Origin of the sequence: Paenibacillus sabuli (assembly GCF_014705605.1) — a bacterium.
GTDB classification, from domain to species: domain Bacteria; phylum Bacillota; class Bacilli; order Paenibacillales; family Paenibacillaceae; genus Paenibacillus_D; species Paenibacillus_D sabuli.
This window is the reverse complement of record NZ_JACXIZ010000020.1, coordinates 103,651-124,670: the sequence shown is the minus strand read 5'-3', so window position 1 is coordinate 124,670 and position 21,020 is coordinate 103,651. Positions and strand designations below refer to the sequence as shown.

The window sequence follows — 21,020 nt, the reverse complement described above, 5'->3', positions numbered from 1 at the left end:
ATGGATGACATCCCATACTGGAAACGAGGAGAACGATGCGTCACGCCAACGAATGGAACGCCGCACTTGAACCCGTTCGCATTGCAGCAACGGCTTATGCAGACATGCTGGAGCAGTGCCGCGCCGCGCTTCCTTACGAAGCCTGCGGCCTACTGGCGGCAAGCGGCAGTCATGGCGAAGCGCCCGGTCTGATCGACCGGGCGCTGCCTGTCCGCAATTGCAGCCGTACGCCGCAGACGGCCTTTCGATTTGCGCCTGAAGACTGGATCCGACAGACGTATGCGATCCGGAGCCAAGGCTGGCAGTTGGTCGGCCTGTACCATTCGCATCCGCTCGCAGCGCCGCGCCCCTCCACGGCCGACTGGCTCGGCTGGCCGGAAGCCGGCAGCTTAACCTGCTGGATCATCGGTCCCTCGGCAGACGAGGCGCCTGAGGCCCGTGTCTATCGTCGCGGTCCGAACGCATTCGAGCCGATCCCGTTCGCGGTTGCACGGTGAAGAGACACCGCCGCCCGACTGCCTTTTAGTGCTTGCTGAGATAAGCGTAGAGATCGCTCAAGGTCGTAATGTTGCGGGCAAGAATTCGGCGAAGGTAGTTTTGCCACAGCTTGGCGGTCATGATGGCGTCGTGCAGGGCATGATGGCGTTCGGTGACGGGGATGGCGCAGCTCTCCAGCAACTCGTCCAGACCGTAGCCCGGGCGCTTGGGCTCCAGCCATTTGCACACCATCATCGTGTCGAGCACGCGGTGCGACAGATTGACTTTGGAGGTTCGCCAGAGCGCGGCATTGAGGAATTGCTTGTCGTGCCCGCTGCCGTGCGCAATCAGGATGCGCTTTTCCACAAATCCCAAAAAATCATGCAGCACCTGCATCAAGTCAGGCGCATTTTCGGCCATTTCGTTGGTAATGCCGGTCAGCGTCGTAATATGTTTGGGAACCTTCCTTCGGGGATTGACCAAGCTATAGAAGGTGCGCTTCTCGTCGATCGGCTCCTCGCCGCGGACGACGATGCCGCCAACCGACAAAATTTCGTCTCCATTATACGGATAGAACCCCGTCGTCTCCAAATCAAATACGACCATCTCCAGCTCGCGCAACGGCTGGTCCAAAACCGACGATTTGCGGAGCTCTTTGTTCATCGAGCGGATAAAGGCCATTTGCTGCGCATTCTGAGCCCCCATCATCGATGCAATCGCCGGCGTAATGCCGCCCATCTTGTACAAGTTCCACATTCGGCCAACGCCTTTTTGCTGTTTCATTCTCGATTCGCCTCCGACTTGCATTACCTGAACTTGCGCAACGTCTGCTTCTCTACATGCTTTTGCAGCTTGCGCCCTATTCTTAGTCCGCCTTTCAATTGCTCCTTTGTCTCTTTGGTCAGCTTCCGTCCAGCCAGCTTGCCGTTGCTCGTGTACATGCCGTCCTCCATCAGTTCCATCGTCATCAGACGAAACTGGAGAAAGAGTCGGAATGTATCCCGATATACGGCCCTTTCGCTGCCCCCGATTGCCTTGCGCTCATACAAAGCTTCAATGCGTTCCAGCGTCGAGGTTTCCGAGATGGCATTTTGCAAGGCCAGCAGCCGAATGGCGTTGACCATCGGAATATAGGCCCCGTACTTGATATCCACGCTCCCGCTCTCTTCGCCGTATTGCTCCTTGAGCAATTGACCGAAAACGCCGAGCAGCACCTTGTGCCGCATTGTATTTTCCAGCATGCGTCTCGCGATCAGCGGCTTGTTGAGCAGATCGGACATGAATCGTGTCTTGATCCTCTCGAGCAAGCGCTCGTCCCCCGCGACGACCCGCCCGTCCGCGATAATGAGCAGATAGCGCACCACCTCGAATTCGGGGTCTTCCAGCCAGCCGTCCATCTGGTTTTGCCAATTACCGATCGCCATGCACCATTGCGGATTCGAGCTCAGCACGTTCCCTTCACAAGGCGGGTAGCCGACCTCCTGCAGCTTTTCAACCACCATCCCCGACAGGAATTGGTAATACTGTTCGATCGCTGCCCGATCTGCCCCCGGCACCGGATCCTCATAGACGATTCCGCTATCCTGATCGCTTGACAGGGTCTGCTCCTTCCGCCCACCGCTACCGAACAGCAAATAAGCATACGGCACGGGGGGAGAACCCATCCCCAACCGTGCCGTCTCTGCTTCCGCCAGACGAATGACGCGCCTTACCAGCGCGTCATGCGCCTCGTTCAATTGTTTGTAGAACTGTTCGACAGGGAGGGAGGGAAGCATCGCTTCCATCCGCTCGTGAATCTGATCACGCAGGGTGCGCAGTACGCTCGTATGCTCGGCGGAGCCGATATCCATCAAGAGGCGCACGTAATGCGGATCATTCATTCCGCGCTCTCTCCCCTCATGTCAAGCTTAATCAGGAATTCAGGTTTTGCTGAGCAGCTTTTTTCATTTGCTCCGGGTAGCCGTACGTGCCATGCTCACTCAGGTCAAGACCGATGATTTCTTGCTCTTCCGTCACGCGGAAGCCAATGACGGCTTTGATAATTGCCAGTACGATGAACGATGCGACGAACACGAATGCGCCGCAGACGACGACACTTTCGAATTGCACCCACAGCTGACCAGCGCCACCGCCGTAGAACAGACCTGCTTTGCCTACACCGGCCGTCTCAGCCAGCTCAGGAGTTGCAAAGAAACCATTGGCGAGTGTACCCCAGATGCCAGCCGCACCGTGCACCGACAAGGCGAAGATCGGATCGTCGACCTTCATTTTTTCGAAAAACTTCTGGCTTCCGAATACCAGTACGCCGGCGATCAAACCGATAACGACAGCCGCCCAAGGTTCTACGAAAGCACAGGACGCAGTAATTGCGACCAGACCGGCGAGTGCGCCGTTGAGCATCGTGACGATGTCTGCTTTGCCAAGCACCATCCAAGTAATCAGCAGCGCCGCAACCGCACCGGCACCGGCTGCCAGTTGGGTATTGAAAGCAACATAACCGAAGAATCCATCCCCAACAGCGACGGTGCTGCCTGCATTAAAACCGAACCAACCAACCCACAGCAACAGTACAGCAAGCGCCGTATAAACTTGGTTGTGACCGGCGATGTCATTGGCAGAGCCGTCCTTGTTAAACTTGCCGATCCGTGGTTTCAGCAGGATCGTCGCCGCCATTGCAGCGATCGCACCGGACAAGTGAACAACAGTCGAGCCTGCGAAGTCTTGTGCGCCGTCCTCAGCCAGCCAGCCGCCGCCCCAGATCCAGTGCGCGACGATCGGGTAGATGATGCCGATGTAGACGACCGTGAAGATCATGTACGACGACAGCTTGGCGCGCTCCGCGAATCCGCCAAATGCGATCGTGAGCGAGATCGTTGCGAACGCCAGTTGGAAGACGAAGAAGATCGGGCTGGACAGTCCACCAGCTTCGCCTTCGTACAGAACAGGCGGATTGTAGAAGAAGTCGCCGAGGCCGATGAACAGATTGCCATCACCGCCAAATGCGAATCCGTAACCAATCGCCCAATAAATCAGCGAACCAAGGCCGAAGGTAAAGATTGTTTTGCCCGCTACGTGACCAGCATTTTTCATCCGGGTCGAACCCGCTTCGAGAAGAATAAAGCCGCCTTGCATTAGAATGACGAGAACTGCCGCCAGCATAACCCAAAGTGAGTTAAGACCAATATCAAGCATTTCAGTAGACGGTGCCGCTAACGCCATTGTTGGGAAAAGCAACAACAACGCACCTAGAGTTAAACTGACTTTTTTGACCACTACGACCACTCCCTTGATTGTGATGTTTTCTAACATATGAGGAAAGACTTAATGCCATTATAGTCAGAACTACTCGGTTTGACAATAACCTTTTTGAATTTTTACAAAAAAAGTTGCTCGAAACTCTAACGTTCGCCTCATCCCGAGGATCAAATGTTAAGTTTTTTTACGGTTTGGACGATAAAAGTGGTTAAAATTGTTCGAATCTTTCGTAAATTACACCCGACCAGGAAGAATGCACTATTGGCCGCTCGACCCCCGAATACCGATGAAAGCGCATTACCATTTCTGATGTCATACAATTTTCACAACTGTTTCCTCTATAAAACTGTAACGTTTGACTGTATGGTTCTAGTTTGGGTATCATAAGATTAGAATGAATTGTACAGGCGAGGAAGGTGATGAAGATGGGGATATGCAGGCTACGTATCGAATCGGTCAGCTAGCCAAGCTGGCTGATGTCAGCCCTCGAACGATCGATTTTTACACCTCGATCGGACTGCTCGAGCCGTGCCGGCGCTCGGCGAAAAATTATCGCCTCTATAATGACGAAACCTTGACGCGACTGAAGCGTATTGAACAATTGAAGCGAGAGAAATATTCGCTGGACGAAATTAAAGCGACCTTGGACGTCTGGAGCAAAGTAACGTCAGAAGAGCAGGTGTCGAAAAAGCTGACCGACTTGCAGCTCCACCTGGAGCAATTGCAGCGCGAGGTGCAAGAGCTTGAGCCGGTGATCGAGCAACTCAAGCCGCAGCAAGCCAAACGCGTCGTCAACAAGCTGATGCCGCAGACCGCGGCTTGCATTGAAGCGCTGATGCTGCTGCTCGGCAAAGGTCCATTTCTGTAATCCAACTTTTGAATTATTCCAAGTGGAGGCGAACAAACGATGCTTTTCTTTCACCCGATGGATTTTTTGATCATCATCGCGTTCATCATCTCCGTATGGGCTCAGTTCCGAGTCAAAGGCACCTTCAATAAATGGGCGGAAGTGCGGACGATGAGCGGGCTGACCGGCTACGAGGCAGCTCGTCGCATGCTGGATCGCAACGGCCTGCAGGACGTGCCAATCGAACCGGTCCCAGGCCGACTCTCCGACCATTACGATCCGATGAACCGGGTTGTACGCCTGTCGGAGCCTGTCTACTACGAGAATTCGATCTCGGCCGTCTCGGTCGCCTGTCATGAGGTCGGCCATGCCATCCAGCATAGCGCGCACTATCCGATGCTTGTGCTGCGGCACCGGATGTTCCCGGTCGTGAACCTGACCTCCGGCATAGCGCCGTTTTTGCTTATCGCAGGCTTCCTGTTTCAATCGATGAACCTGATTGGACTCGGCATTATCTTCTTCTCCGCAGTGGTCGCCTTTCAGCTCGTTACCCTGCCGGTCGAGTTCAATGCCAGCAGCCGCGCGCGCGATCTGATGGTTTCCGAGGGCTTCATCACCGGCGAGGAGGAACGCGGGGTCGCCAAGGTGCTCAACGCCGCCGCGCTTACCTATGTCGCCGCCGCTCTGATCTCGCTGCTGGAGCTGCTGAAGTACATCATGATTTTCACCTCCAGCCGAGAATAAGCTCAAAAAAACCACGAGGCCATCGAAGGCCTCGTGGTTTTTTACGGCCGCATTTTCCGGAGTACATTATGCATGCCGCCCCTGAACGAGGCAAGCACTCCTGTCATCTGTCGGCCGGAAAATAATCTACCAAGAAATGATGGAACACTTTGGACACAAGCGATAAGGCTTGCGATTTTTTTTGAATCAGTCCGATCGTCCGTGTAACCTCGGGACTGCTGATTCGTACTTTGGCCGGCTGCAACGGCCCGCTCAGGTGCTGAAGCGCCATATCCGGCAGCACACTGACGCCCATACCTGCGGCCACCAGGCCGCGGATGGTCTCCGTCTCTTCGCTTTCAAAGCTGACCTTGGGGGTAAAGCCGGCATTGCGGCATGCTTCCCACACGATCGGCCGCAGCGAATAGCCTTCGCCAAACAGCACAAACGCCTCTTCGCTCAGCTCCGCCAATGCAATGGCGCGCCTCTCGGCCAGCTCGTGATTGGGCGGCAGTACGGCATAAAGCTCCTCCGTCAGCAGCAAATCACCGTTTATCAGCTCGTGACGTTCGGGACAGGGAGAGATCAACGCCAGATCCACCTCGCCTGTGACCACATCGGCAATCAGGGAATGGTAGGTGCCCTGCTTGAATTTAAATTTCACATTCGGGTGAAGCTTCCGAAAATCCGAAATCATCTGCGGTACCATCTGAACGCCCAGACTATGGGGAAATCCAAGCCGAATCTCCCCCATCTCCGGATCGATAAATTCGTGAAGCTCGACGACGGCCCGCTCCAAATCGGTGAGCACCGATTCAATGCGCTTTGCAAACAGCCGGCCTACTGGCGTGAGCTGAAGATTGCGGCCTTTTTGACCGAACAGCTCCACTCCGAGCTCCTGCTCCAACTGATGGATCTGCCGGCTGATGGCCGATTGCGCGACATGAAGTTCTGCTGCCGCTTTTGTGACATGCTCTTTTTTGGCTACCTTGAGAAAGTAGTGCAGCTGACGAAGTTCCATCCTGTCTAAACCTCCCTGCCCGGGGTCCCCTTAGAGCCGCCTCTATCGCCGCACACGCGCTGCAAACGGCGCGTACAGCGCAAAGCCGGCCGCAAGACCGCCTACATGCGCAAGGATGTTCACGCGCGTGACCGTCATAAACGAAAAGACGATGCCCAGAATCAAAATCGTGTAGACGGTTTTTCGAGATGCCGCATCCAGCATATCCTTGCGGATCAAAGCCAGATTGAGATAGGCGCCGAATACCCCATAGATGGCGCCCGATGCCCCGGCAGACACGAGCCACGCCGGTCCCCACAACGCGCTGAACAGATTGCCTACGATTCCGCATAGCAGATAGAACACCAGGTACCGAAGCGATCCGAGCAGCCGCTCCAAGGGCGGAGCAAACACAAGGATGGAAAAGCAATTGAACAGAATATGCTGCCAGCTCAAATGCAAAAATTGCGACGTCACATATCGCCAAGGCTCAATCAAACCATAGGGATCGGCAGGCATCTGGATAAATGCGCCAAACTCCAGCAAAGGAAGGCCTACGATTTGCGACAGAATAAACAGCAGCAGGTTCAATCCGAGAATCGCAGATGTAATCGGGTAAAGCTTGAGATAAGCTTGGAAGCTCTCATAGCGAATAAAAATCATGCGTCTTCCTCCGTCCGTGTAGTTTGCTCTCTTCATGTTCATATGAATTGGACATTCAGGTTTTAATAGGCTTATAATGGTGCTGGCAGCAATTACATCTATACGAGGAGGAAGCATATTATGACGCAAGAACGTACTGGCGTGGCAACGCTGAAAGGCAACCCGATCACATTGGTAGGACCGGAATTGAAAAAAGGGGACAAGGCCCCTGATTTTCAATTGAATAAATCGTTGGTGGACGTCGCTTCGCTCAAGGATTATGCCGGCAAGGTCAAGCTGGTCAGCGTCGTCCCCTCAATCGATACGGGCGTATGTGACGCTCAGACGCGTCGCTTCAACGAAGAGGCCGCTTCTCTGGGTGATGGCGTGGTGGTCCTAACCGTGAGCGCCGACCTGCCCTTCGCTCAATCCCGCTGGTGCGGTGCGGCTGGCGTGGATAAGATCGTGATGTTGTCGGATTACAAGGACAATCACTTCGGCAAAGCATACGGCGTTCTGATTCAAGAATTGAAGCTGGACATGCGCGCGATTTTCGTCATTGATGCGAATGATACGATTCAATATGTTGAAGTATTGGGTGAGATGACCGAGCATCCGGACTATGAAAAAGCGTTGACGGCTGTTCGGGCGCTTGCTTAACGCCTTAAAAATATAGAAAGTATATGATTTCGCCTACACTTATCTAATTTTCTCGGAACGAAACGGACTCGGGCTTAAAGGACGGCCTCGCCGTTTCGCCTTGGCGCTAATTTTTGCGCAAATAAAGCGAGTGAAGGACTTCCTTCCTCGCTTTTTTGCGTGCTATGCGCTGCTCACCTTGTAAGCGGACAATCGCTTGTCAAGCGTGCGGTAGATGTCAAGAATAACGCGATAATTGGACCCCAGGTCGCCAAGAGAGCCGCGCGAAGCGGAATAAATATCGACAGCCGTTGTGAGCGGGTTGACACCGATCAGCGAGACTGTAATGTCCATGGTCCGTCCCGTGACCGTCCGTTTTTCCACTACGATTTCTCCGACCGATTCCACCTCATGGAGCACCTTGTAGCCTTGCATTTTTTTTAGCGTGGAGACCACTTCCACCCATGCTTTTTCCTTCGACATTTTGTAAAAATGCGATTTCAACATCGGATCCTTCGCCTTGTCACCTGTCTGCTCGAAGCTGCGCAGCAGTCCGATCAGCGTCCGCTTTAGCAACGACCATCTCCCCCTCCAATATCTATGTAAAAACAATTGCCCGCCTTCGCCTTGCATTTTTATGAAAGCGTTCTTCAAAAATTTTCAATCCGTCGCATAAAATGAACGGTCTTCCCAACGCAGCGGAAAAACCGTCACAAGGAGTATGGGAACCCGCGAATGCCGTCCGACCTGATTGTTTCTGAACCCGCTCTCGCAGGTGGGTGTCCGCAAAAACGCATATTTGAAGTCCCTTTTCGGGGGCATGACAGCAGCGTCTCAATCTAGAACTCCCGTGAAACAGCCATTGGTTCAAAACAACGGAAAGCCGTAACAAACATCGCAGGATACACTTGATATTATAGTCGGTTTACCGCAAAAAGTAAACTCGCCCCGTACTCAGCCGCGCTCGTTCGGCCGTTCATCCTCGCGCCTTGGCTCCTCGCCCGGCAGCTTGCGTGGCTCGTCCGAGCGTTCCTCCAACTCGTTCAAGCGCTTGTCCTCGTCGTCTTGCTCTTCTTCATCCTGTTCGGCGGCCAGCCGCTCCTGCTGCTCTTTGAGCTTGAGGTAGATCAGGTGAAAGTTGTAAAACGAAAACAGCGCAATCATGCTGCCCATAAAAAACGGAATCAAGAACGTAAACTGGAAGCTGAAATAAACGATGGCCCCGCTCACAATGACCGTCGACAGTGACCGAAACGGCTTGCCGATCGTAATGAGAATCGCATTTTTCAACAATTGAAGTGTCTTCATGTGATAATGCACCATCATGGAGAAGTAGTTGAACATTGAGACAAAAAGCAAGATGATTAACCCGATAAACACGTACGAGAGGATTTGGAAGGAATTGAGCTCGTCCAGGTAAACCCGGTAATCGACAAACATAATGACGATCAGAGCCGTGTAAAGCAATCCGCCGAGCATGCTTTGCAGGTAGTTTTCCTTGTAGCCGCGAAAAAACGTGCGCAGCAGCGGCGCGTCTACCTCGCCCATCACCCACTTGCGCACGACCGTATAAAGCGCGGCGGTTGCAGGAAAAAAAGTGAAAGGTGCAAGAATTGCCGCCAGAATCAGACTCGATAGCAACTGGTTCTCGTCGGTCGAGGCCAGCAAGGCCACTCCCAACACGAAAACAAACGGAATGGAGCAAATGATCCATAGCAAATTTGTTACGGACAAGCGCATGATCCACTCCGAGATTTTGTAAAAGCCCCCCATGAGGCCTCTCATTTCCATTCTCGATCCCCCCGTGCGGAAACGTTATCAAAACCGTTCGGATTATTGTCTTAACCGCCTATTTTTCGCAGCCTGGGCAACGGTCTAAGCGGCTTGCACCCAGCGGCATACGATGTACTGTTCACACACAACCAAGCCAAACGAGGAGGGTTTTGCATGAGCAATGCAGGATACGGCGGCTTCACGTCTACTGGTGCAATTCTGGTTCTGTTTATTTTGTTGGTCATTATCAGCTGCTCGCTCTGCGTGTAACAAGGCGAAACGGCGAGGACGCTCGCTGATGTTGCGGCACGATTATTTGAAAAACGGAGCCACAGGCATCCGGGCACCGGCACACGGTGCTCGGCCCTGGGCTCCCCCGGTTACGAAATCAATTTACATAGTCGTCATTGCGCCGACGGGAATCGCCGCGATTGTCGCTGCTGCGATTGTCTCCGCCTCGGTACGAATCCCGTCCGCCGCGATAGGAATCGCGTCCGCCACGACTGCTGCCGCTACCGCCGCCGCGATAGGAATCGCGTCCGCGCGGCTTGCCGCTGCCGCTGCGATTGCCGCCGCCGAAAGGACCGCCGGAAAAACGGCGCCCGCTGGACCGGATATCCGGTCTGCGCTTTTTTGCACGAATCGGATCTTCGGGGGTCAGTTCAATACTGACGTCCTTCTTCTCGCCGGTCAAGAGCTTCATTGCCGCTGCCAGCAGATGCACCGAATCGTAGCGCTCCAGCAATTGAATGGAGCTGGCCTTGTATTCGTTGAAATCCTCGGATTGCACAATCTCCAGCAGACGCTCCGCCGTCATGCGTTGCTTGCCCTCGATCGCCTCCGCCATGCTAGGCAGCGGTTTTTTGGCGATGCGTTGACGGGTGACCTTCTCGATGAAATGCAGGTGGTCGGTCTCCCTCGGCGTAACAAAGGACCATGCGGCCCCTTCCTTGCCGGCGCGACCGGTACGGCCGATCCGGTGGACATAGCTCTCCGGGTCCTGCGGCAGGTCGAAGTTGATGACGTGGGAGACGCCCGACACGTCCAAGCCGCGCGCGGCGACGTCGGTTGCCACCAGCACGTCTATGCTGCCGTCGCGGAACTTGCGCATGACGTTATCGCGCTGATTCTGCGAAAGGTCGCCATGCAGGCCGTCCGCCGAATATCCGCGTTTTTGCAAGGCTTCACTGAGTTCGTCGACCCGGCGCTTCGTACGTCCGAAGACTATGGCCAGATCCGGGGATTCCATATCGAGCAGCCGGCTGAGCGCCTCGAACTTTTGACGCTCGTGCACTTCAATATAGGCCTGCTCGATCAGCGGTGCGGTGATATTTTTGGGAATGACGGAGACGTGCTGCGGCTCCTTCAAGAAACGCTGTGCCAGACGTTGGATGTTAGGAGGCATGGTCGCCGAGAACAGCATAGTCTGGCGTTCCTCCGGAACGAGACTCAGGATGCTCGTAATGTCCTCCATGAAGCCCATGTCGAGCATCTCATCCGCTTCGTCCAAGACGACCGTCTGCACGTCGTCCAAGCGAATGGTCTTGCGGTTAATGTGGTCAAGCAGACGTCCGGGCGTGCCGATAATGATTTGCGGCCGCTTCTTCAGCGCCCGAATCTGGCGCCCGATATCCTGGCCGCCGTAGATCGGCAACGAGCGGGTGCCTTTGTAGCGCGACAATTTGCCGATTTCCTCTGCGACCTGGATCGCCAGCTCGCGGGTCGGGGTCATAATGAGGGCGACAATTCGATCCTCGCTAAGCGGAATTTTGGAGATCAGCGGGATGCCGAATGCAGCAGTTTTACCGGTGCCGGTCTGCGCTTGCCCAATGAGATCGCTGCCCGTGAGCGCGATTGGAATCGATTTGTCTTGAATGGGCGTCGACTCTTCAAAGCCCAATTCCGTGATTGCTTGCAAAACCTTCGGCTCCAAGCCGAATTCTGTGAATGTTTTCAAACGTATTCAAACTCCTTCTTTTCTAAAGCCTCAAAAATATCCTATTCATTATAACACATCATCCATGGTGAATACCAGCAGACCGGTTTTACCCATACTGGAAAGATAATAACGAAAAAAGGAGGGTTGTTTTTTGCCCATCCTGCGAAATTGTGCAACCGCACTGACGATGATTATCGGCGCAATGTTTGTTGCCTTCGGATTCAATATGCTGCTTATTCCGCACGGATTGCTGAGTGGGGGCGTCTCCAGCGTCTCGATGATCGTCGGCTATCTGACCGGCGGAGATATCGGATGGCTCTATTTCGCCGCGAATTTCCCGATTTTATTGTGGGGCTATTTTTCTGTCGGCAGACGCTTTGTCATGTGGAGCATGCTGTCGGTTGCAGCTGCGACGCTCTGGCTGCAGCTGCTTCCCGTCAGGGCGATTGCGCACGACCCGCTGCTCGGCGCGGTATTCGGCGGCGTCATTGTCGGCTTCGGCAGCGGCCTGGCGCTGCGCCAGGGCGGCTCGTCGGGCGGCTTCGACATCATTGCGTCGATTGTGACGCGCAAGCGCGATTTGCCTGTAGGCATGCTAGTGTTTGTTTTGAATGGTACGATTATCCTCGCACTGGGTCTGCTCATTCAAGACTGGGACGCGGCCCTGTATTCCATGCTGGCCATCTACGCGGCGGGCAAGGTCGTCGATGTCATCCATGTCCGTCATATCAAGGTCACGGTCTTCATCGTAACCTGTCACCCCGAGAGCATGCGTCAAAAGCTGCTGGAGCGACCGCGCGGCGTTACCGTCATTCGCACAAAAGGCGCCTATAGCTCAGCGGAGCAGGATATGCTGATGACCGTGACGACACGCTATGAGTTGGCCGAGCTGCGCAAGTCCGTACTCACCCTGGACCCGCACGCGTTTATCAATATTGTGGAGACTGTCGGCGTTGTGGGAGGCTTCAGACAGACCCATCTTTGACCCATAAATTGGGCCGCTTCGATCTAGGTTTTTTTTGTTTTCCCTGTTATACTATAGGTATCCCCGATATTTTCAGCTTTCATGACCATGCGTTTACCCTGCTTTCTGATTTCAGATGAGGAAAGGGTGATACATGATGGATATGCAAACTGTATCGTTATCGCGGATCGTCGAGGAGCTTGTACCGGAGATGGTGCCGTTTTTGACCGAGCAAGAGCTGCAGCTGAGCATCGTGTTGCGGGACGGGTTAGCGGAGCTGCATCCGGAGGATGCGGTTGAAATTGTTCACCAAAGTATTTACGAGCTTCAAAAGCAAGTCATGCTTCATTAAAGCTTAACCGAAATCGGGAACGGATGTACGCGTTCCCGATTTTTTTCGGAAATTTGCATCTTTTTTGTCGAATTTTCGTCTATTTAAGTATGATAAAAGACGCTAATTTTTTTTGTTTTCGGTGCGGACTTGCGGTTTAAGAATGGATGTAGACTAACAGCGGGGAGAGGACAGTATGGAAGTTATTTTTTCAATTTTACTTGTGTTCGCAGGACTCATGTCCGGCGGTTCGGGCGATAGCCAGGCATCGCTGAGCCAATGGATGACAGCAGGGATCGGGGCCGGGCAGACCCAACAGCCGCAGGGCGATGGGCAGACATCGGGCGAAGACGGCACGCAGAACGAACCCAATCTTTTTCAAAAGCAAGATCCTCAGCCCGATGCGCCCAAGGTCAAGGGCATCTATGTGACGTCGCACACGACCGGTGTCGAGCGAATGAATCATTTGCTCACGCTGCTGGACAACACCGCGCTGAACAGCATGGTCATCGATATCAAGGACGATCACGGATACATAACCTACCCGACTGAAAATGAAGAACTGTTGGAGCTTGGCACTACCCAGAAAAATATCTCCGACATCGACGCATTGATGACCAAGTTGGAAGAGCATGACGTATATCCGATTGCCCGCATTGTCGTGTTCAAGGACAGCGTGCTGGCCAAGAACCATCCGGACATGTCGTTCCGCAATCAAGACGGCAGCGTCTGGAAGAATGGACGCGGCGAAAGCTTTGTTAATCCTTATTTGAAGGAAGTATGGGACTACAATATCGCCGTCGCAAAAGAAGCGGTCAAGCACGGCTTCAAAGAAATTCAATTCGACTATGTTCGCTTTCCGGAAGGCTTCGAAAATCGCGCCGATACGCTTACGTACGAATCGAACGACGAGAGCCGCATTGAAATTATCGGTGATTTTGTCAAATATGCGCGCGAACAGCTGGAAGGCTTGGATGTGCGCGTCTCGGTAGATATTTTCGGGTATGCCGCTTCCGTGCCGGCCGCCGAAGGCATCGGCCAGGATTTCGTCAAAATCTCCAAATACGTGGACGTCATAAGCCCCATGGTCTACCCGAGCCATTACAGCACCGGCTGGTTCGACCAGAAAGCACCTGATAAAGCTCCGTATGAAACGATCAAGGGCGCAATGGAGGACACGCACGACAAGCTGGAGGAGCTCGGAATTTTCAAGCCGATCATTCGGCCATGGATTCAAGATTTCACCGCCAGCTGGCTCGGCAGCGGCAATTACACGAAATATGGCAAGGCCGAGGTTGAAGCTCAAATTCAAGCGCTTGAAGACACGGGTATTGACGAATACCTGCTGTGGAACGCGAGCAACAAGTACACCGAGGACGCTGAATTTTAATTTTGAAGCTCCAACGCGGGCTTGCACGCAAAAACACCGGCTGCATCAGCAGCCGGTGTTTTTGCGTAACATCGCGTGACCTCAGGACGACAGTGGCCGAAGCTTCTCCGCCATCTGCAAAAAATAACCGACAGTTCGCTGTACCCGCGTCCGAACCGTCTCTTCCTCGGGTTGCCCTAGCTCGTCGAACTGCCTGAATTGACCACCGATCGAAATCCACTCCGGACAATTGATGCCATGCACATTGCGCACAATTGTCTGCAATTGCTGGAGCGGACTGACCCCCACCGCGCCTCCCGACGAGCTCGCGGAAAGCACCGCTTTGCCGTCAAAATGATCGAATCCGAGATGATCCAAAGCATTCTTCAGCACGCCCGAAGGCCCCCCATGATAGTCGGGAGTAGCCAGTACGATCGCCTGCGCGACGCCGACCTTTTGCTGTAGCTCCAGCACTTCGGCATTGTCCGATGCCCCTTGATCCGGCGAAAAAAATGGCAGCGGAACGGTGTAAAGATCGATGAATGAGACCTCGTGCCCAGCTTGCTCAATACAAGTTTGAATATAGCGGGCCAGCAGTGTGCTCGTCGATTGACGGCGGTTGCCGCCGGCTACAATGGCAATCTTCATGGCTACGCTCCTTGCTCAGTCCTCATTGTTCTTGCTGCGGATCAAGAATGTATCCGTTGCCGCTCACAACGCGTTTCTTCTCGATAATGGCCGCAGACCGAACAGCGGGCTTTTTGATGTAATGCTTCTCCAGATTGGCGTCTACCGCTTCAAAGGCCTGCTCGTCCGTTTCCGCCAGTACGATCAGCCAGCTTAGGCCGTTTGTTTGTTCAAGTTCTATTTTGTACAAATACATGCCGCTCCGACTCCTGTCTGTTGGCAATTATTGCGACAAGCGCGACGCCAGCTCGTACAACTCCATGTTAAAGGCTTTTTTGGTCGTCACGACCTTCTCGATGTCGGTCGCCACAAATTCCCCCTTGACGATTCCGCAGCCCTTGCCCGAATCGCCATCCATCAGCTTGCGGACGGCAAAATCGCCCAATCGGCTGGCCAGAATGCGATCATTATGCGTCGGCGCACCGCCGCGCTGAATGTGCCCGAGTACGGTCACGCGCGGCTCAATCCCATTAAGCGCCGTAATTTCACGCGCGACATCCTCCCCATTGCCGGCTCCCTCAGCAACGATGATGATGCTGTGCCGCTTGCCATGCTGGAAGTTCTCGCGCATCCGATTCGCTACCTGCTCCAGATCGTAAGGCACCTCCGGCACCAGAATTGTCTCCGCACCGCTGGCCAATCCGGCAAACAACGCGATATCCCCGCAGTGCCGTCCCATCACTTCGACAATCGAGGAGCGCTCGTGCGAGGTCATCGTATCGCGCAGCTTGTTGATCGCGTCGACGACGATGCTGACCGCTGTGTCAAAGCCGATCGTCAGATCGGTGAACGGAATGTCGTTGTCAATCGTGCCGGGCAGTCCCATTGTCTTGATCCCCAGCTTGCTCAGCTTGTTGGCGCCCTGGTAGGAGCCGTCTCCCCCGATGACGACCAGACCGTCGATGCCCCGCGAGCGCAGAACCTCCGCCCCGCGCTGCTGGCCCTCCGGCGTCAAAAATTCCTTGCAGCGCGCGGTCTGCAAAATTGTACCGCCACGCTGAATAATGTCGCCCACGCTGCGCAGATCCATCGGCCGCAAGTCGTCATTGATCAGGCCTTGGTAGCCCCGCTGCACGCCATAGACGTCCAAGCCGTTAAATAACGCGCTCCGCACAACGGCGCGAACCGCCGCATTCATTCCCTGCGAGTCCCCCCCGCTCGTCAGGACAGCAATCGATTTTACATTCGACATGTTTCTTCCTCCCCAAGATCATCTATATCGTGAAAAAATGGACGGGCTACTTCGATTGTCTGGAACGAATATACATGCTATTCGCCCAAAAGAAAAGTCGGGTCATCGGACTGCGTTTCATCAGTCGTCTCGTGATTGCGACGACGTCGCGCTGGCTGCGCGCTTTGGGATCGGATAAATAAAGCGCAAGTAAACCCTCGATAATCATACGATGGAACTTGTCCCCGGGAAGCCTGCGGATATCGTTGCGCGCGCTTGTGACGATCAGACTGATCCGATCGACCAGTTCGGTCTCGCTCGTATAATAATTGCAAAAGTTCAGGTCGCCGCCCTCGCGATCCTCCTGCTGATCTATCAAATAGTCCAGCATGATATGAAGGCCGCATACATGGGGAAAATAAGCATCGCGAATACGCGTCGCCTCGGTCCGGTTCACACCGGGATGCGAGGCAGCCAAAAAAAGCATAAACATCCCCAATGTAGAACCCGTGGCGGCGGCGAATTCATTCCAAAGCAAATGCCGATAGCGTGGACGGTTCTCCTCCCACCAGCCCAACAAAGCCGGCTCGCGCTGTTCATGACGAATGTGCTTGTGCACTTGGAGATCACAATAAAGCCCGACCAGATCCCGCACCTCGTCCTGAACCTGCGCATAAGAGGGGAGCTCGGAGACGCGGGTCTGACACTCGCGCACCAGCGCATGCAGATATCCGTCGTCGTCGCTCTCTTCGCGGCGCGCATAATAGTCTTGCAGCTCGGCTGCAGGATCGACCGCATCCAGCATCGACTGATGCAACAAGCGAAAGTCTCGGCCATCCATCGACGTGCTGCGGTCGCACAGGTTGTCCAAATAATCGCTAATCGTCTGCAAGGCAACAATTAGCGGGATCAGCACATGCCTGGCCGGCGGATTGGCGGCCGCGTAGACGCCCCCTCCCTGACAATGGAAACGCTTGGTCTCGATGCTGGCTAGGGCTTGCGTGCGCAGCTCCGTGTCCGGAATATTCTCGGCCTTGACCCGCCAGCGCGCCAGTTCATCGTCGACGCCGGGCAATATGTACTTGTACACGCGGTACATCAGCCGAATCGGTCCCGCCGGCATGCGGCGCTCCGCATGCGTATATTCGTGCAACGATGCGTCCTCCCCGTACAATTCATCCGGAATGGCGACGCGGTTCAATCTCTTGATTGATGCGGTACCAGATATGCAAATCGTTGATGCGGCTGGCCAGCTCGGCGATTTCGGCATTCAGCCTGCAAGCTGCCTCAAAGCTGTCTTCTTCCGACAGCGCCGTCTGCTTGGCGTCAATTCGCCGCTCCAGTTCCGCGACTAGGTCCGGAATCCGGCCGCGTACGTCCTCCCAATAGGCCAGAATGCCCGCGCGTTCGTAGGCATCGTAGGCTTCCCAGTCCAGCCGCAAAGCCGGCAGTTCGATTTGCAGTCTTGCATTCCATTTGAATTCGTGTTTTGGCATGCTAAACCTCCAACCATTAATGTACCATTTCATCGCCGATAAATCCAGTCGGAGTAAACTTTCGGGCACTGTCACGCCCGTATTCTTCCAAACCGTGCTATACTGGTAAGCATGCGTCAAGGCCGGCGTTTGACCCTGCGTAATCTCTCATCCAAAGGAGTTCAGCAGCAATGGAAGCAGCCCAGCAAGCAGTGCCGATGAGACGGATATGGTCGTTTTTTCTTCCACTAGGATTATCGGCCAGTCTCGTTACAATCTCGCATGTTATCATAAACAGTACGCTCACGCGAGCCGTCGACCCGGAGCGCGTCATCGCCAGCTACGCCATCGCGATGAGTTTACTTACCATTACAGAGCGGCCCGCCGTGCTGTTGCGTCAGACTTGTTCGGCGCTGGTACGGGACAGGCGCTCCTTTCAGTCGATGCTCGCCGTCGCGTTGCTCGTTTTCGCCAGCATTTTGGCGCTGGGCATGCTCATCTGCTACACGCCGCTCGGGGCATGGATTTTCGGCGGCGTCTTCGGCGTGCAAGGCGATGCGCTTGATGCCGTTATCCGCGTGTATCAAGTGTTGATGTTTGTCAGTTTGTTTTCCGGACTGCGCTGCGTGTATCATGGCGTCATCATCTATCATTTGCGCACCAAATGGCTGACGATCGGCATGGGGCTCCGCCTTCTGGGGATGTACGCGCTATCGCAATATTTTATTCATACCGGCGTCACGAGCGGCACGGTGGGCGCGATGATCTTTCTGCTGGGCATGATGATCGAAGCCGCGGTGAGCTACGCCGAGGGTCGTCAGCTCGTGAAGCGCATGCCGGAGAGGTCGGACGAGCACGAAGTGAAGGGCAAGCGTCACATCTTCGGCTTTTATCGTCCGTTGCTGATGTCGACGCTCATTACCGTATGGATTATACCCGTCATCAACGCCATGCTCGGCAAGACGTGGAATGCGGAGCTGGCCATTGCTTCCTTTGCAGTAGCGGCTAGCGTAGTCGGGTTGCTGACGAGTTTTTTTAGTTATTTTCACCAGATTGTGCTGAATTTCTACCGGATCGACCCCCAAGCCGTGCGCCGGTTTACCTTGATGATCGGCTTTTTGCCTTGCCTGCTGCTCATGACGATCGCCTACACGCCGATCGGTGATTTTTTACTCGGCAGCGTGATTGGCGTGGAAGGCGAGTTGCGCAGTCAGAGCCTGCAGACGCTTCGCGCCTTTGTGCTGCTGACATTGGTGATGCCTTGGCTCGATGCGCTCAACGGCCTGATCATGGTACGCGGCCAGACGCGGCTCATTTTCAGCTCGCAAGCTGTCAATCTCACATTCACTGTATTGACCCTGCTGACGCTGCTTTGGCTGTTTCCCCATCTCAATGGAAGCATCGGCGCTTGGGCGCAATCGATCGGCATGGCGGCGGAGCTTGGATTTGTGGCTTTGGCACTGCGGCGCATCAGACCGATGGATACCGTCCTGGCAGGCAAGGCGAGATAATACGCCAGGCAGGCGTCGGCAGTGCGAAGAGCGCGAGCAGCGCAAAGAGCGAAGCAGCGCGGTCCCGGGTGTGGCAGTTCTAACGGACAAGAGAGACGCTAAGCGCCTCTCTTGTCCGTTACAGCCGGCAAACCGGCATGCGGTCGCATCGTGATCCCGCCCGCTCCAATAGCGCGAAAAACCATTGAAAAAGTGCCGGATTGACCGAAATCGCATTGGAGCATATGCCTTCGAAATACGCATTCATGCGAAGCATTTTTAGCACAAATGTTTTTGCAGAACGTTTCGGCCGGTTTCTCCCGCAGTTCTATAACCAGGCTGTTGCCAGACCATAGCGAATTACAAAAAAAGACCTCGCCACCATCGGCGAGATCTCGCTTATAAGTATCACACTTATATAAGTCGCTTCGCATACGCGAAACGGCAATCCTACAATTTGACGACGTTGGCCGCTTGCGGTCCGCGGTTGCCTTCCGTAATATCAAATTCGACTGCCTGGCCTTCATCCAGCGATTTGAAGCCTTCGCCTGTAATTGCGGAGTAATGAACGAATACGTCCTCGCCGTCCTCAACTTGAATGAAGCCGTAGCCTTTCTCTGCGTTGAACCATTTTACTGTTCCTTTCAAATGAACAACCTCCTAAAATGACCGCCGTTTCAAACGACGTGTAGCCTTATTATAGCGGCTTCATTGCGGAAATGCAATTTCATTGCCCCAAAAATGAGAAAAATTTCTTTTTCTCCGTTTATTCGAGTTGAATCGACAAATAGTGCGTGGATCCAGGTATAAAAGGAAGTCGAGCGGGCTTTAAACAGACGTACGCTCTGTGCGACTGCAAGCGTGTGCACAATGCCTGCAATCGGTCATATTGTCTGAAATGCAGCGTCACCAACGGGTAAATCAACACACGTCCGCCAGTACGGCACACGCGCATCAACTCGCCTATCGCACGCTCGTGAAACTGGAAGTCCAACTGTTCGCCATATAAAAATAAAAAATGACTGCAAAGCACCAGCGAAAACGCCTGGTCCGGAAACGGCAGCTCGGGCAATTGTCCGTCCACATAATGTTCGGGCGCACAGCGCCGATGCGCATCAAAACGTTTGAGGTTGGCTAGACGCATTTGGCGGTGTCGTGCCAAGTTGCCATAAAAGCTCCAATTGAAGCGGTCCGTTAAACGGGCTAGCTTCGCCGTGCTGGTCTCAATTTCTTGCTTCGCTTCGGTATAAATCCGGTCCTGCTCCATTCGATATCGCGGATCAACGGCAACGGATTGGGCGCCCATCGCAGCGGCGTCCGCCACAAAGGACGAGGCGCCGGCGGCTACGTCCAAAACTTCAAGCCCTGAAACATCCGCGCGCCTCAAATCAAACATTCGTGCGTATTCGTCCCATCCTCTGCAAGTCATGGCTACGCCTTGTTGGTCATATGCTTCAAGCATCGTCTCATCTCTCCTCCGCTCTACTCGGCTCTACTCTGCTCCGCTCATTTCTGCTCTGCTTGACAGGAATGCCTCGACTGCTGCTGTTGACTGGATTACCTTGAACTCTCTGCTTGACCGCTCTGCTTGACTGCTCTGCTTTTTGGGTCTGCAAGCTCTTTTCGCACGTCGTTTGTTCGGATGTTGTATCCGTGCGCGGCATTGTTGTCATTGTACCATCGTTAGCGGTTGCGTTCTACCGGTGATATTCGCTATGATGATAAAAAAAGGAAGCGAGGTCGTATGCCGTCATGTTCAAGAAGCATCAAATCTACAAAACCGATAAATACAACATGCTGACGGTCGAGGTGCAAGGAAAAAAATTGATCGTCCGCGAAATCTCGGATCAGTGGGGCGAGGATTGCCACACCTTCGTCAGCCGTCCGCAAATGATGCACTGGGCGGAAAACCGCTTCCGGGAACAAGATTACGCAGGACGCGAGGAAGAGCGCCAGGCCATCATCGACGCGTTCAAAGCTGTATGACGCGAAGCGCCGCTTAACGGGAGGAACCGATGGACACAACATCGACGCTTATTTTTATCATTGCCGCTTTTTCGCTCGGTGCCGTTATTTTGATGCGGCGCGAGCAGATTCCCCAGACCATGCGGCGCGGCATGGCTTTGGTTGCAATCGTGCTGATTGCCTTTGCCTTTTTTGCGCTCGTTTTCAGCTTTCTTAATCTCGGCAAGACCTAAAAAAGCGACGCCGCCCGGGCGGCCTGTCATGAAATGGCGC

At 54.1% G+C, this 21,020-nt stretch carries 25 protein-coding genes, 1 other RNA gene and 2 pseudogenes; 12 read left to right on the top strand and 16 right to left on the bottom strand.

Translation table 11 applies throughout. The features are described from left to right. Nucleotides 1-35 precede the first annotated feature (35 nt). The gene (locus IDH44_RS12690) at nucleotides 36-497 is read left to right on the top strand and encodes a Mov34/MPN/PAD-1 family protein (protein WP_190918163.1); all 462 of its coding nucleotides are present in this window, start codon (nucleotides 36-38) and stop codon (nucleotides 495-497) included. Nucleotides 498-522: 25 nt separating this feature from the next. On the opposite strand, the gene IDH44_RS12685 is transcribed toward IDH44_RS12690, so the two are convergent. Genes IDH44_RS12685 through IDH44_RS12675 form a run of 3 tightly spaced genes read right to left on the bottom strand, consistent with a single transcriptional unit; the run spans nucleotide 523 to nucleotide 3,750 of the window. Beyond that, on the bottom strand, nucleotides 523-1,260 hold the full coding sequence (locus tag IDH44_RS12685) for an exonuclease domain-containing protein (protein WP_190918161.1): 738 nt from the start codon (nucleotides 1,258-1,260) through the stop codon (nucleotides 523-525). Nucleotides 1,261-1,283: 23 nt separating this feature from the next. Then, nucleotides 1,284-2,357 carry a DUF294 nucleotidyltransferase-like domain-containing protein gene (locus IDH44_RS12680; protein ID WP_190918159.1) on the bottom strand — a complete coding sequence of 358 codons (1,074 nt, stop codon included), beginning with the start codon at nucleotides 2,355-2,357 and terminating at the stop codon, nucleotides 1,284-1,286. Between the two features lie 31 nt (nucleotides 2,358-2,388). Beyond that, the gene (locus tag IDH44_RS12675) at nucleotides 2,389-3,750 is read right to left on the bottom strand and encodes an ammonium transporter (RefSeq protein ID WP_317890173.1); all 1,362 of its coding nucleotides are present in this window, start codon (nucleotides 3,748-3,750) and stop codon (nucleotides 2,389-2,391) included. 415 nt (nucleotides 3,751-4,165) lie between these two features. On the opposite strand from IDH44_RS12675, the gene IDH44_RS12670 reads away from it, so the two are divergent. Continuing rightward, nucleotides 4,166-4,600, top strand: a complete 435-nt coding sequence (locus IDH44_RS12670; protein ID WP_223869622.1) for a MerR family transcriptional regulator — start codon at nucleotides 4,166-4,168, stop codon at nucleotides 4,598-4,600. Nucleotides 4,601-4,639: 39 nt separating this feature from the next. Further along, nucleotides 4,640-5,323 carry a zinc metallopeptidase gene (locus tag IDH44_RS12665; protein WP_190918154.1) on the top strand — a complete coding sequence of 228 codons (684 nt, stop codon included), beginning with the start codon at nucleotides 4,640-4,642 and terminating at the stop codon, nucleotides 5,321-5,323. A gap of 103 nt (nucleotides 5,324-5,426) precedes the next feature. On the opposite strand, the gene IDH44_RS12660 is transcribed toward IDH44_RS12665, so the two are convergent. After that, entirely contained in the window at nucleotides 5,427-6,323 is an 897-nt protein-coding gene (locus IDH44_RS12660) for a LysR family transcriptional regulator (RefSeq protein ID WP_190918152.1), read from the bottom strand. 42 nt (nucleotides 6,324-6,365) lie between these two features. Then, nucleotides 6,366-6,965, bottom strand: coding sequence for a rhomboid family intramembrane serine protease (locus IDH44_RS12655; RefSeq protein ID WP_190918151.1), 600 nt, complete (start codon nucleotides 6,963-6,965; stop codon nucleotides 6,366-6,368). A gap of 120 nt (nucleotides 6,966-7,085) precedes the next feature. On the opposite strand from IDH44_RS12655, the gene tpx reads away from it, so the two are divergent. Both tpx and IDH44_RS27390 read left to right on the top strand, forming a co-directional pair. After that, a complete protein-coding gene (tpx, locus tag IDH44_RS12650; RefSeq protein WP_190918149.1) occupies nucleotides 7,086-7,604 on the top strand; it encodes a thiol peroxidase in 519 nt (172 codons plus the stop codon). Between the two features lie 196 nt (nucleotides 7,605-7,800). Continuing rightward, a pseudogene (locus IDH44_RS27390) lies at nucleotides 7,801-7,839 on the top strand (hypothetical protein). Nucleotides 7,840-7,868: 29 nt separating this feature from the next. On the opposite strand, the pseudogene IDH44_RS27385 reads toward IDH44_RS27390, so the two are convergent. The 3 genes and pseudogenes from IDH44_RS27385 to IDH44_RS12635 all read right to left on the bottom strand — a co-directional run. After that, nucleotides 7,869-8,066, bottom strand: a pseudogene (locus IDH44_RS27385) (DUF1499 domain-containing protein); the annotation flags it as partial. Between the two features lie 239 nt (nucleotides 8,067-8,305). Beyond that, a non-coding RNA gene (gene ssrS, locus IDH44_RS12640) (6S RNA) lies at nucleotides 8,306-8,490 on the bottom strand. Between the two features lie 47 nt (nucleotides 8,491-8,537). Further along, nucleotides 8,538-9,374 (bottom strand): YesL family protein, encoded by an 837-nt coding sequence (locus IDH44_RS12635; RefSeq protein WP_190918146.1) that lies wholly within the window; start codon nucleotides 9,372-9,374, stop codon nucleotides 8,538-8,540. Nucleotides 9,375-9,530: 156 nt separating this feature from the next. Here IDH44_RS12635 and IDH44_RS12630 point away from each other — a divergent pair, with 156 nt between their 5' ends. Then, nucleotides 9,531-9,626, top strand: coding sequence for a dihydroorotate dehydrogenase (locus IDH44_RS12630; RefSeq protein WP_190918144.1), 96 nt, complete (start codon nucleotides 9,531-9,533; stop codon nucleotides 9,624-9,626). Between the two features lie 118 nt (nucleotides 9,627-9,744). Here IDH44_RS12630 and IDH44_RS12625 read toward each other — a convergent pair whose 3' ends face one another. After that, nucleotides 9,745-11,313 carry a DEAD/DEAH box helicase gene (locus IDH44_RS12625; RefSeq protein ID WP_190918143.1) on the bottom strand — a complete coding sequence of 523 codons (1,569 nt, stop codon included), beginning with the start codon at nucleotides 11,311-11,313 and terminating at the stop codon, nucleotides 9,745-9,747. A gap of 139 nt (nucleotides 11,314-11,452) precedes the next feature. Here IDH44_RS12625 and IDH44_RS12620 point away from each other — a divergent pair, with 139 nt between their 5' ends. From IDH44_RS12620 to IDH44_RS12610, 3 genes are all read left to right on the top strand, one after another. Beyond that, a complete protein-coding gene (locus tag IDH44_RS12620) occupies nucleotides 11,453-12,280 on the top strand; it encodes a YitT family protein (RefSeq protein WP_397326769.1) in 828 nt (275 codons plus the stop codon). A gap of 133 nt (nucleotides 12,281-12,413) precedes the next feature. Then, nucleotides 12,414-12,611, top strand: coding sequence for a hypothetical protein (locus IDH44_RS12615; protein WP_317890172.1), 198 nt, complete (start codon nucleotides 12,414-12,416; stop codon nucleotides 12,609-12,611). A gap of 175 nt (nucleotides 12,612-12,786) precedes the next feature. Beyond that, a complete protein-coding gene (locus IDH44_RS12610; RefSeq protein WP_190918141.1) occupies nucleotides 12,787-13,980 on the top strand; it encodes a putative glycoside hydrolase in 1,194 nt (397 codons plus the stop codon). Nucleotides 13,981-14,061: 81 nt separating this feature from the next. Here IDH44_RS12610 and IDH44_RS12605 read toward each other — a convergent pair whose 3' ends face one another. Genes IDH44_RS12605 through IDH44_RS12585 form a run of 5 tightly spaced genes read right to left on the bottom strand, consistent with a single transcriptional unit; the run spans nucleotide 14,062 to nucleotide 17,313 of the window. Beyond that, on the bottom strand, nucleotides 14,062-14,607 hold the full coding sequence (locus tag IDH44_RS12605) for an NADPH-dependent FMN reductase (RefSeq protein ID WP_190918139.1): 546 nt from the start codon (nucleotides 14,605-14,607) through the stop codon (nucleotides 14,062-14,064). 22 nt (nucleotides 14,608-14,629) lie between these two features. Then, on the bottom strand, nucleotides 14,630-14,842 hold the full coding sequence (locus IDH44_RS12600) for a DUF3906 family protein (RefSeq protein WP_190918137.1): 213 nt from the start codon (nucleotides 14,840-14,842) through the stop codon (nucleotides 14,630-14,632). Between the two features lie 27 nt (nucleotides 14,843-14,869). Beyond that, a complete protein-coding gene (gene pfkA, locus IDH44_RS12595; protein ID WP_190918135.1) occupies nucleotides 14,870-15,838 on the bottom strand; it encodes a 6-phosphofructokinase in 969 nt (322 codons plus the stop codon). 46 nt (nucleotides 15,839-15,884) lie between these two features. Then, on the bottom strand, nucleotides 15,885-16,940 hold the full coding sequence (locus tag IDH44_RS12590; RefSeq protein WP_190918249.1) for a tetraprenyl-beta-curcumene synthase family protein: 1,056 nt from the start codon (nucleotides 16,938-16,940) through the stop codon (nucleotides 15,885-15,887). Between the two features lie 52 nt (nucleotides 16,941-16,992). Then, the gene (locus tag IDH44_RS12585) at nucleotides 16,993-17,313 is read right to left on the bottom strand and encodes a hypothetical protein (protein WP_190918133.1); all 321 of its coding nucleotides are present in this window, start codon (nucleotides 17,311-17,313) and stop codon (nucleotides 16,993-16,995) included. A 170-nt stretch (nucleotides 17,314-17,483) separates the two neighbouring features. Between IDH44_RS12585 and IDH44_RS12580 the strand changes: the two genes are divergently transcribed. Then, the gene (locus IDH44_RS12580; RefSeq protein ID WP_190918131.1) at nucleotides 17,484-18,803 is read left to right on the top strand and encodes a multi antimicrobial extrusion protein MatE; all 1,320 of its coding nucleotides are present in this window, start codon (nucleotides 17,484-17,486) and stop codon (nucleotides 18,801-18,803) included. A 429-nt stretch (nucleotides 18,804-19,232) separates the two neighbouring features. Here IDH44_RS12580 and IDH44_RS12575 read toward each other — a convergent pair whose 3' ends face one another. Further along, the gene (locus IDH44_RS12575) at nucleotides 19,233-19,430 is read right to left on the bottom strand and encodes a cold shock domain-containing protein (RefSeq protein ID WP_190918129.1); all 198 of its coding nucleotides are present in this window, start codon (nucleotides 19,428-19,430) and stop codon (nucleotides 19,233-19,235) included. A 118-nt stretch (nucleotides 19,431-19,548) separates the two neighbouring features. Further along, nucleotides 19,549-20,244, bottom strand: coding sequence for a class I SAM-dependent methyltransferase (locus IDH44_RS12570; protein WP_190918127.1), 696 nt, complete (start codon nucleotides 20,242-20,244; stop codon nucleotides 19,549-19,551). A gap of 290 nt (nucleotides 20,245-20,534) precedes the next feature. Between IDH44_RS12570 and IDH44_RS12565 the strand changes: the two genes are divergently transcribed. Then, on the top strand, nucleotides 20,535-20,768 hold the full coding sequence (locus IDH44_RS12565) for a hypothetical protein (protein WP_190918126.1): 234 nt from the start codon (nucleotides 20,535-20,537) through the stop codon (nucleotides 20,766-20,768). A 29-nt stretch (nucleotides 20,769-20,797) separates the two neighbouring features. Then, a complete protein-coding gene (locus IDH44_RS12560; RefSeq protein WP_190918124.1) occupies nucleotides 20,798-20,980 on the top strand; it encodes a hypothetical protein in 183 nt (60 codons plus the stop codon). The last annotated feature ends 40 nt before the right edge of the window (nucleotides 20,981-21,020 follow it).

Excerpts from the sequence above, each read along its gene's own strand:
- IDH44_RS12670 (WP_223869622.1), top strand. The coding sequence starts at position 4,166 with ATGCAGGCTACGTATCGAATCGGTCAGCTAGCCAAGCTGGCTGATGTC.
- IDH44_RS12680 (WP_190918159.1), bottom strand. The coding sequence starts at position 2,357 with ATGAATGATCCGCATTACGTGCGCCTCTTGATGGATATCGGCTCCGCC.
- IDH44_RS12610 (WP_190918141.1), top strand. The coding sequence starts at position 12,787 with ATGGAAGTTATTTTTTCAATTTTACTTGTGTTCGCAGGACTCATGTCC.
- IDH44_RS12570 (WP_190918127.1), bottom strand. The coding sequence starts at position 20,244 with ATGCTTGAAGCATATGACCAACAAGGCGTAGCCATGACTTGCAGAGGA.
- IDH44_RS12580 (WP_190918131.1), top strand. The coding sequence starts at position 17,484 with ATGGAAGCAGCCCAGCAAGCAGTGCCGATGAGACGGATATGGTCGTTT.
- IDH44_RS12605 (WP_190918139.1), bottom strand. The coding sequence starts at position 14,607 with ATGAAGATTGCCATTGTAGCCGGCGGCAACCGCCGTCAATCGACGAGC.
- IDH44_RS12685 (WP_190918161.1), bottom strand. The coding sequence starts at position 1,260 with ATGAAACAGCAAAAAGGCGTTGGCCGAATGTGGAACTTGTACAAGATG.
- tpx (WP_190918149.1), top strand. The coding sequence starts at position 7,086 with ATGACGCAAGAACGTACTGGCGTGGCAACGCTGAAAGGCAACCCGATC.
- IDH44_RS12660 (WP_190918152.1), bottom strand. The coding sequence starts at position 6,323 with ATGGAACTTCGTCAGCTGCACTACTTTCTCAAGGTAGCCAAAAAAGAG.
- IDH44_RS12665 (WP_190918154.1), top strand. The coding sequence starts at position 4,640 with ATGCTTTTCTTTCACCCGATGGATTTTTTGATCATCATCGCGTTCATC.
- IDH44_RS12630 (WP_190918144.1), top strand. The coding sequence starts at position 9,531 with ATGAGCAATGCAGGATACGGCGGCTTCACGTCTACTGGTGCAATTCTG.
- IDH44_RS12600 (WP_190918137.1), bottom strand. The coding sequence starts at position 14,842 with ATGTATTTGTACAAAATAGAACTTGAACAAACAAACGGCCTAAGCTGG.
- IDH44_RS12590 (WP_190918249.1), bottom strand. The coding sequence starts at position 16,940 with ATGCCGGCGGGACCGATTCGGCTGATGTACCGCGTGTACAAGTACATA.
- IDH44_RS12690 (WP_190918163.1), top strand. The coding sequence starts at position 36 with ATGCGTCACGCCAACGAATGGAACGCCGCACTTGAACCCGTTCGCATT.
- IDH44_RS12585 (WP_190918133.1), bottom strand. The coding sequence starts at position 17,313 with ATGCCAAAACACGAATTCAAATGGAATGCAAGACTGCAAATCGAACTG.
- IDH44_RS12560 (WP_190918124.1), top strand. The coding sequence starts at position 20,798 with ATGGACACAACATCGACGCTTATTTTTATCATTGCCGCTTTTTCGCTC.
- IDH44_RS12635 (WP_190918146.1), bottom strand. The coding sequence starts at position 9,374 with ATGGAAATGAGAGGCCTCATGGGGGGCTTTTACAAAATCTCGGAGTGG.
- pfkA (WP_190918135.1), bottom strand. The coding sequence starts at position 15,838 with ATGTCGAATGTAAAATCGATTGCTGTCCTGACGAGCGGGGGGGACTCG.
- IDH44_RS12615 (WP_317890172.1), top strand. The coding sequence starts at position 12,414 with ATGATGGATATGCAAACTGTATCGTTATCGCGGATCGTCGAGGAGCTT.
- IDH44_RS12655 (WP_190918151.1), bottom strand. The coding sequence starts at position 6,965 with ATGATTTTTATTCGCTATGAGAGCTTCCAAGCTTATCTCAAGCTTTAC.
- IDH44_RS12565 (WP_190918126.1), top strand. The coding sequence starts at position 20,535 with ATGTTCAAGAAGCATCAAATCTACAAAACCGATAAATACAACATGCTG.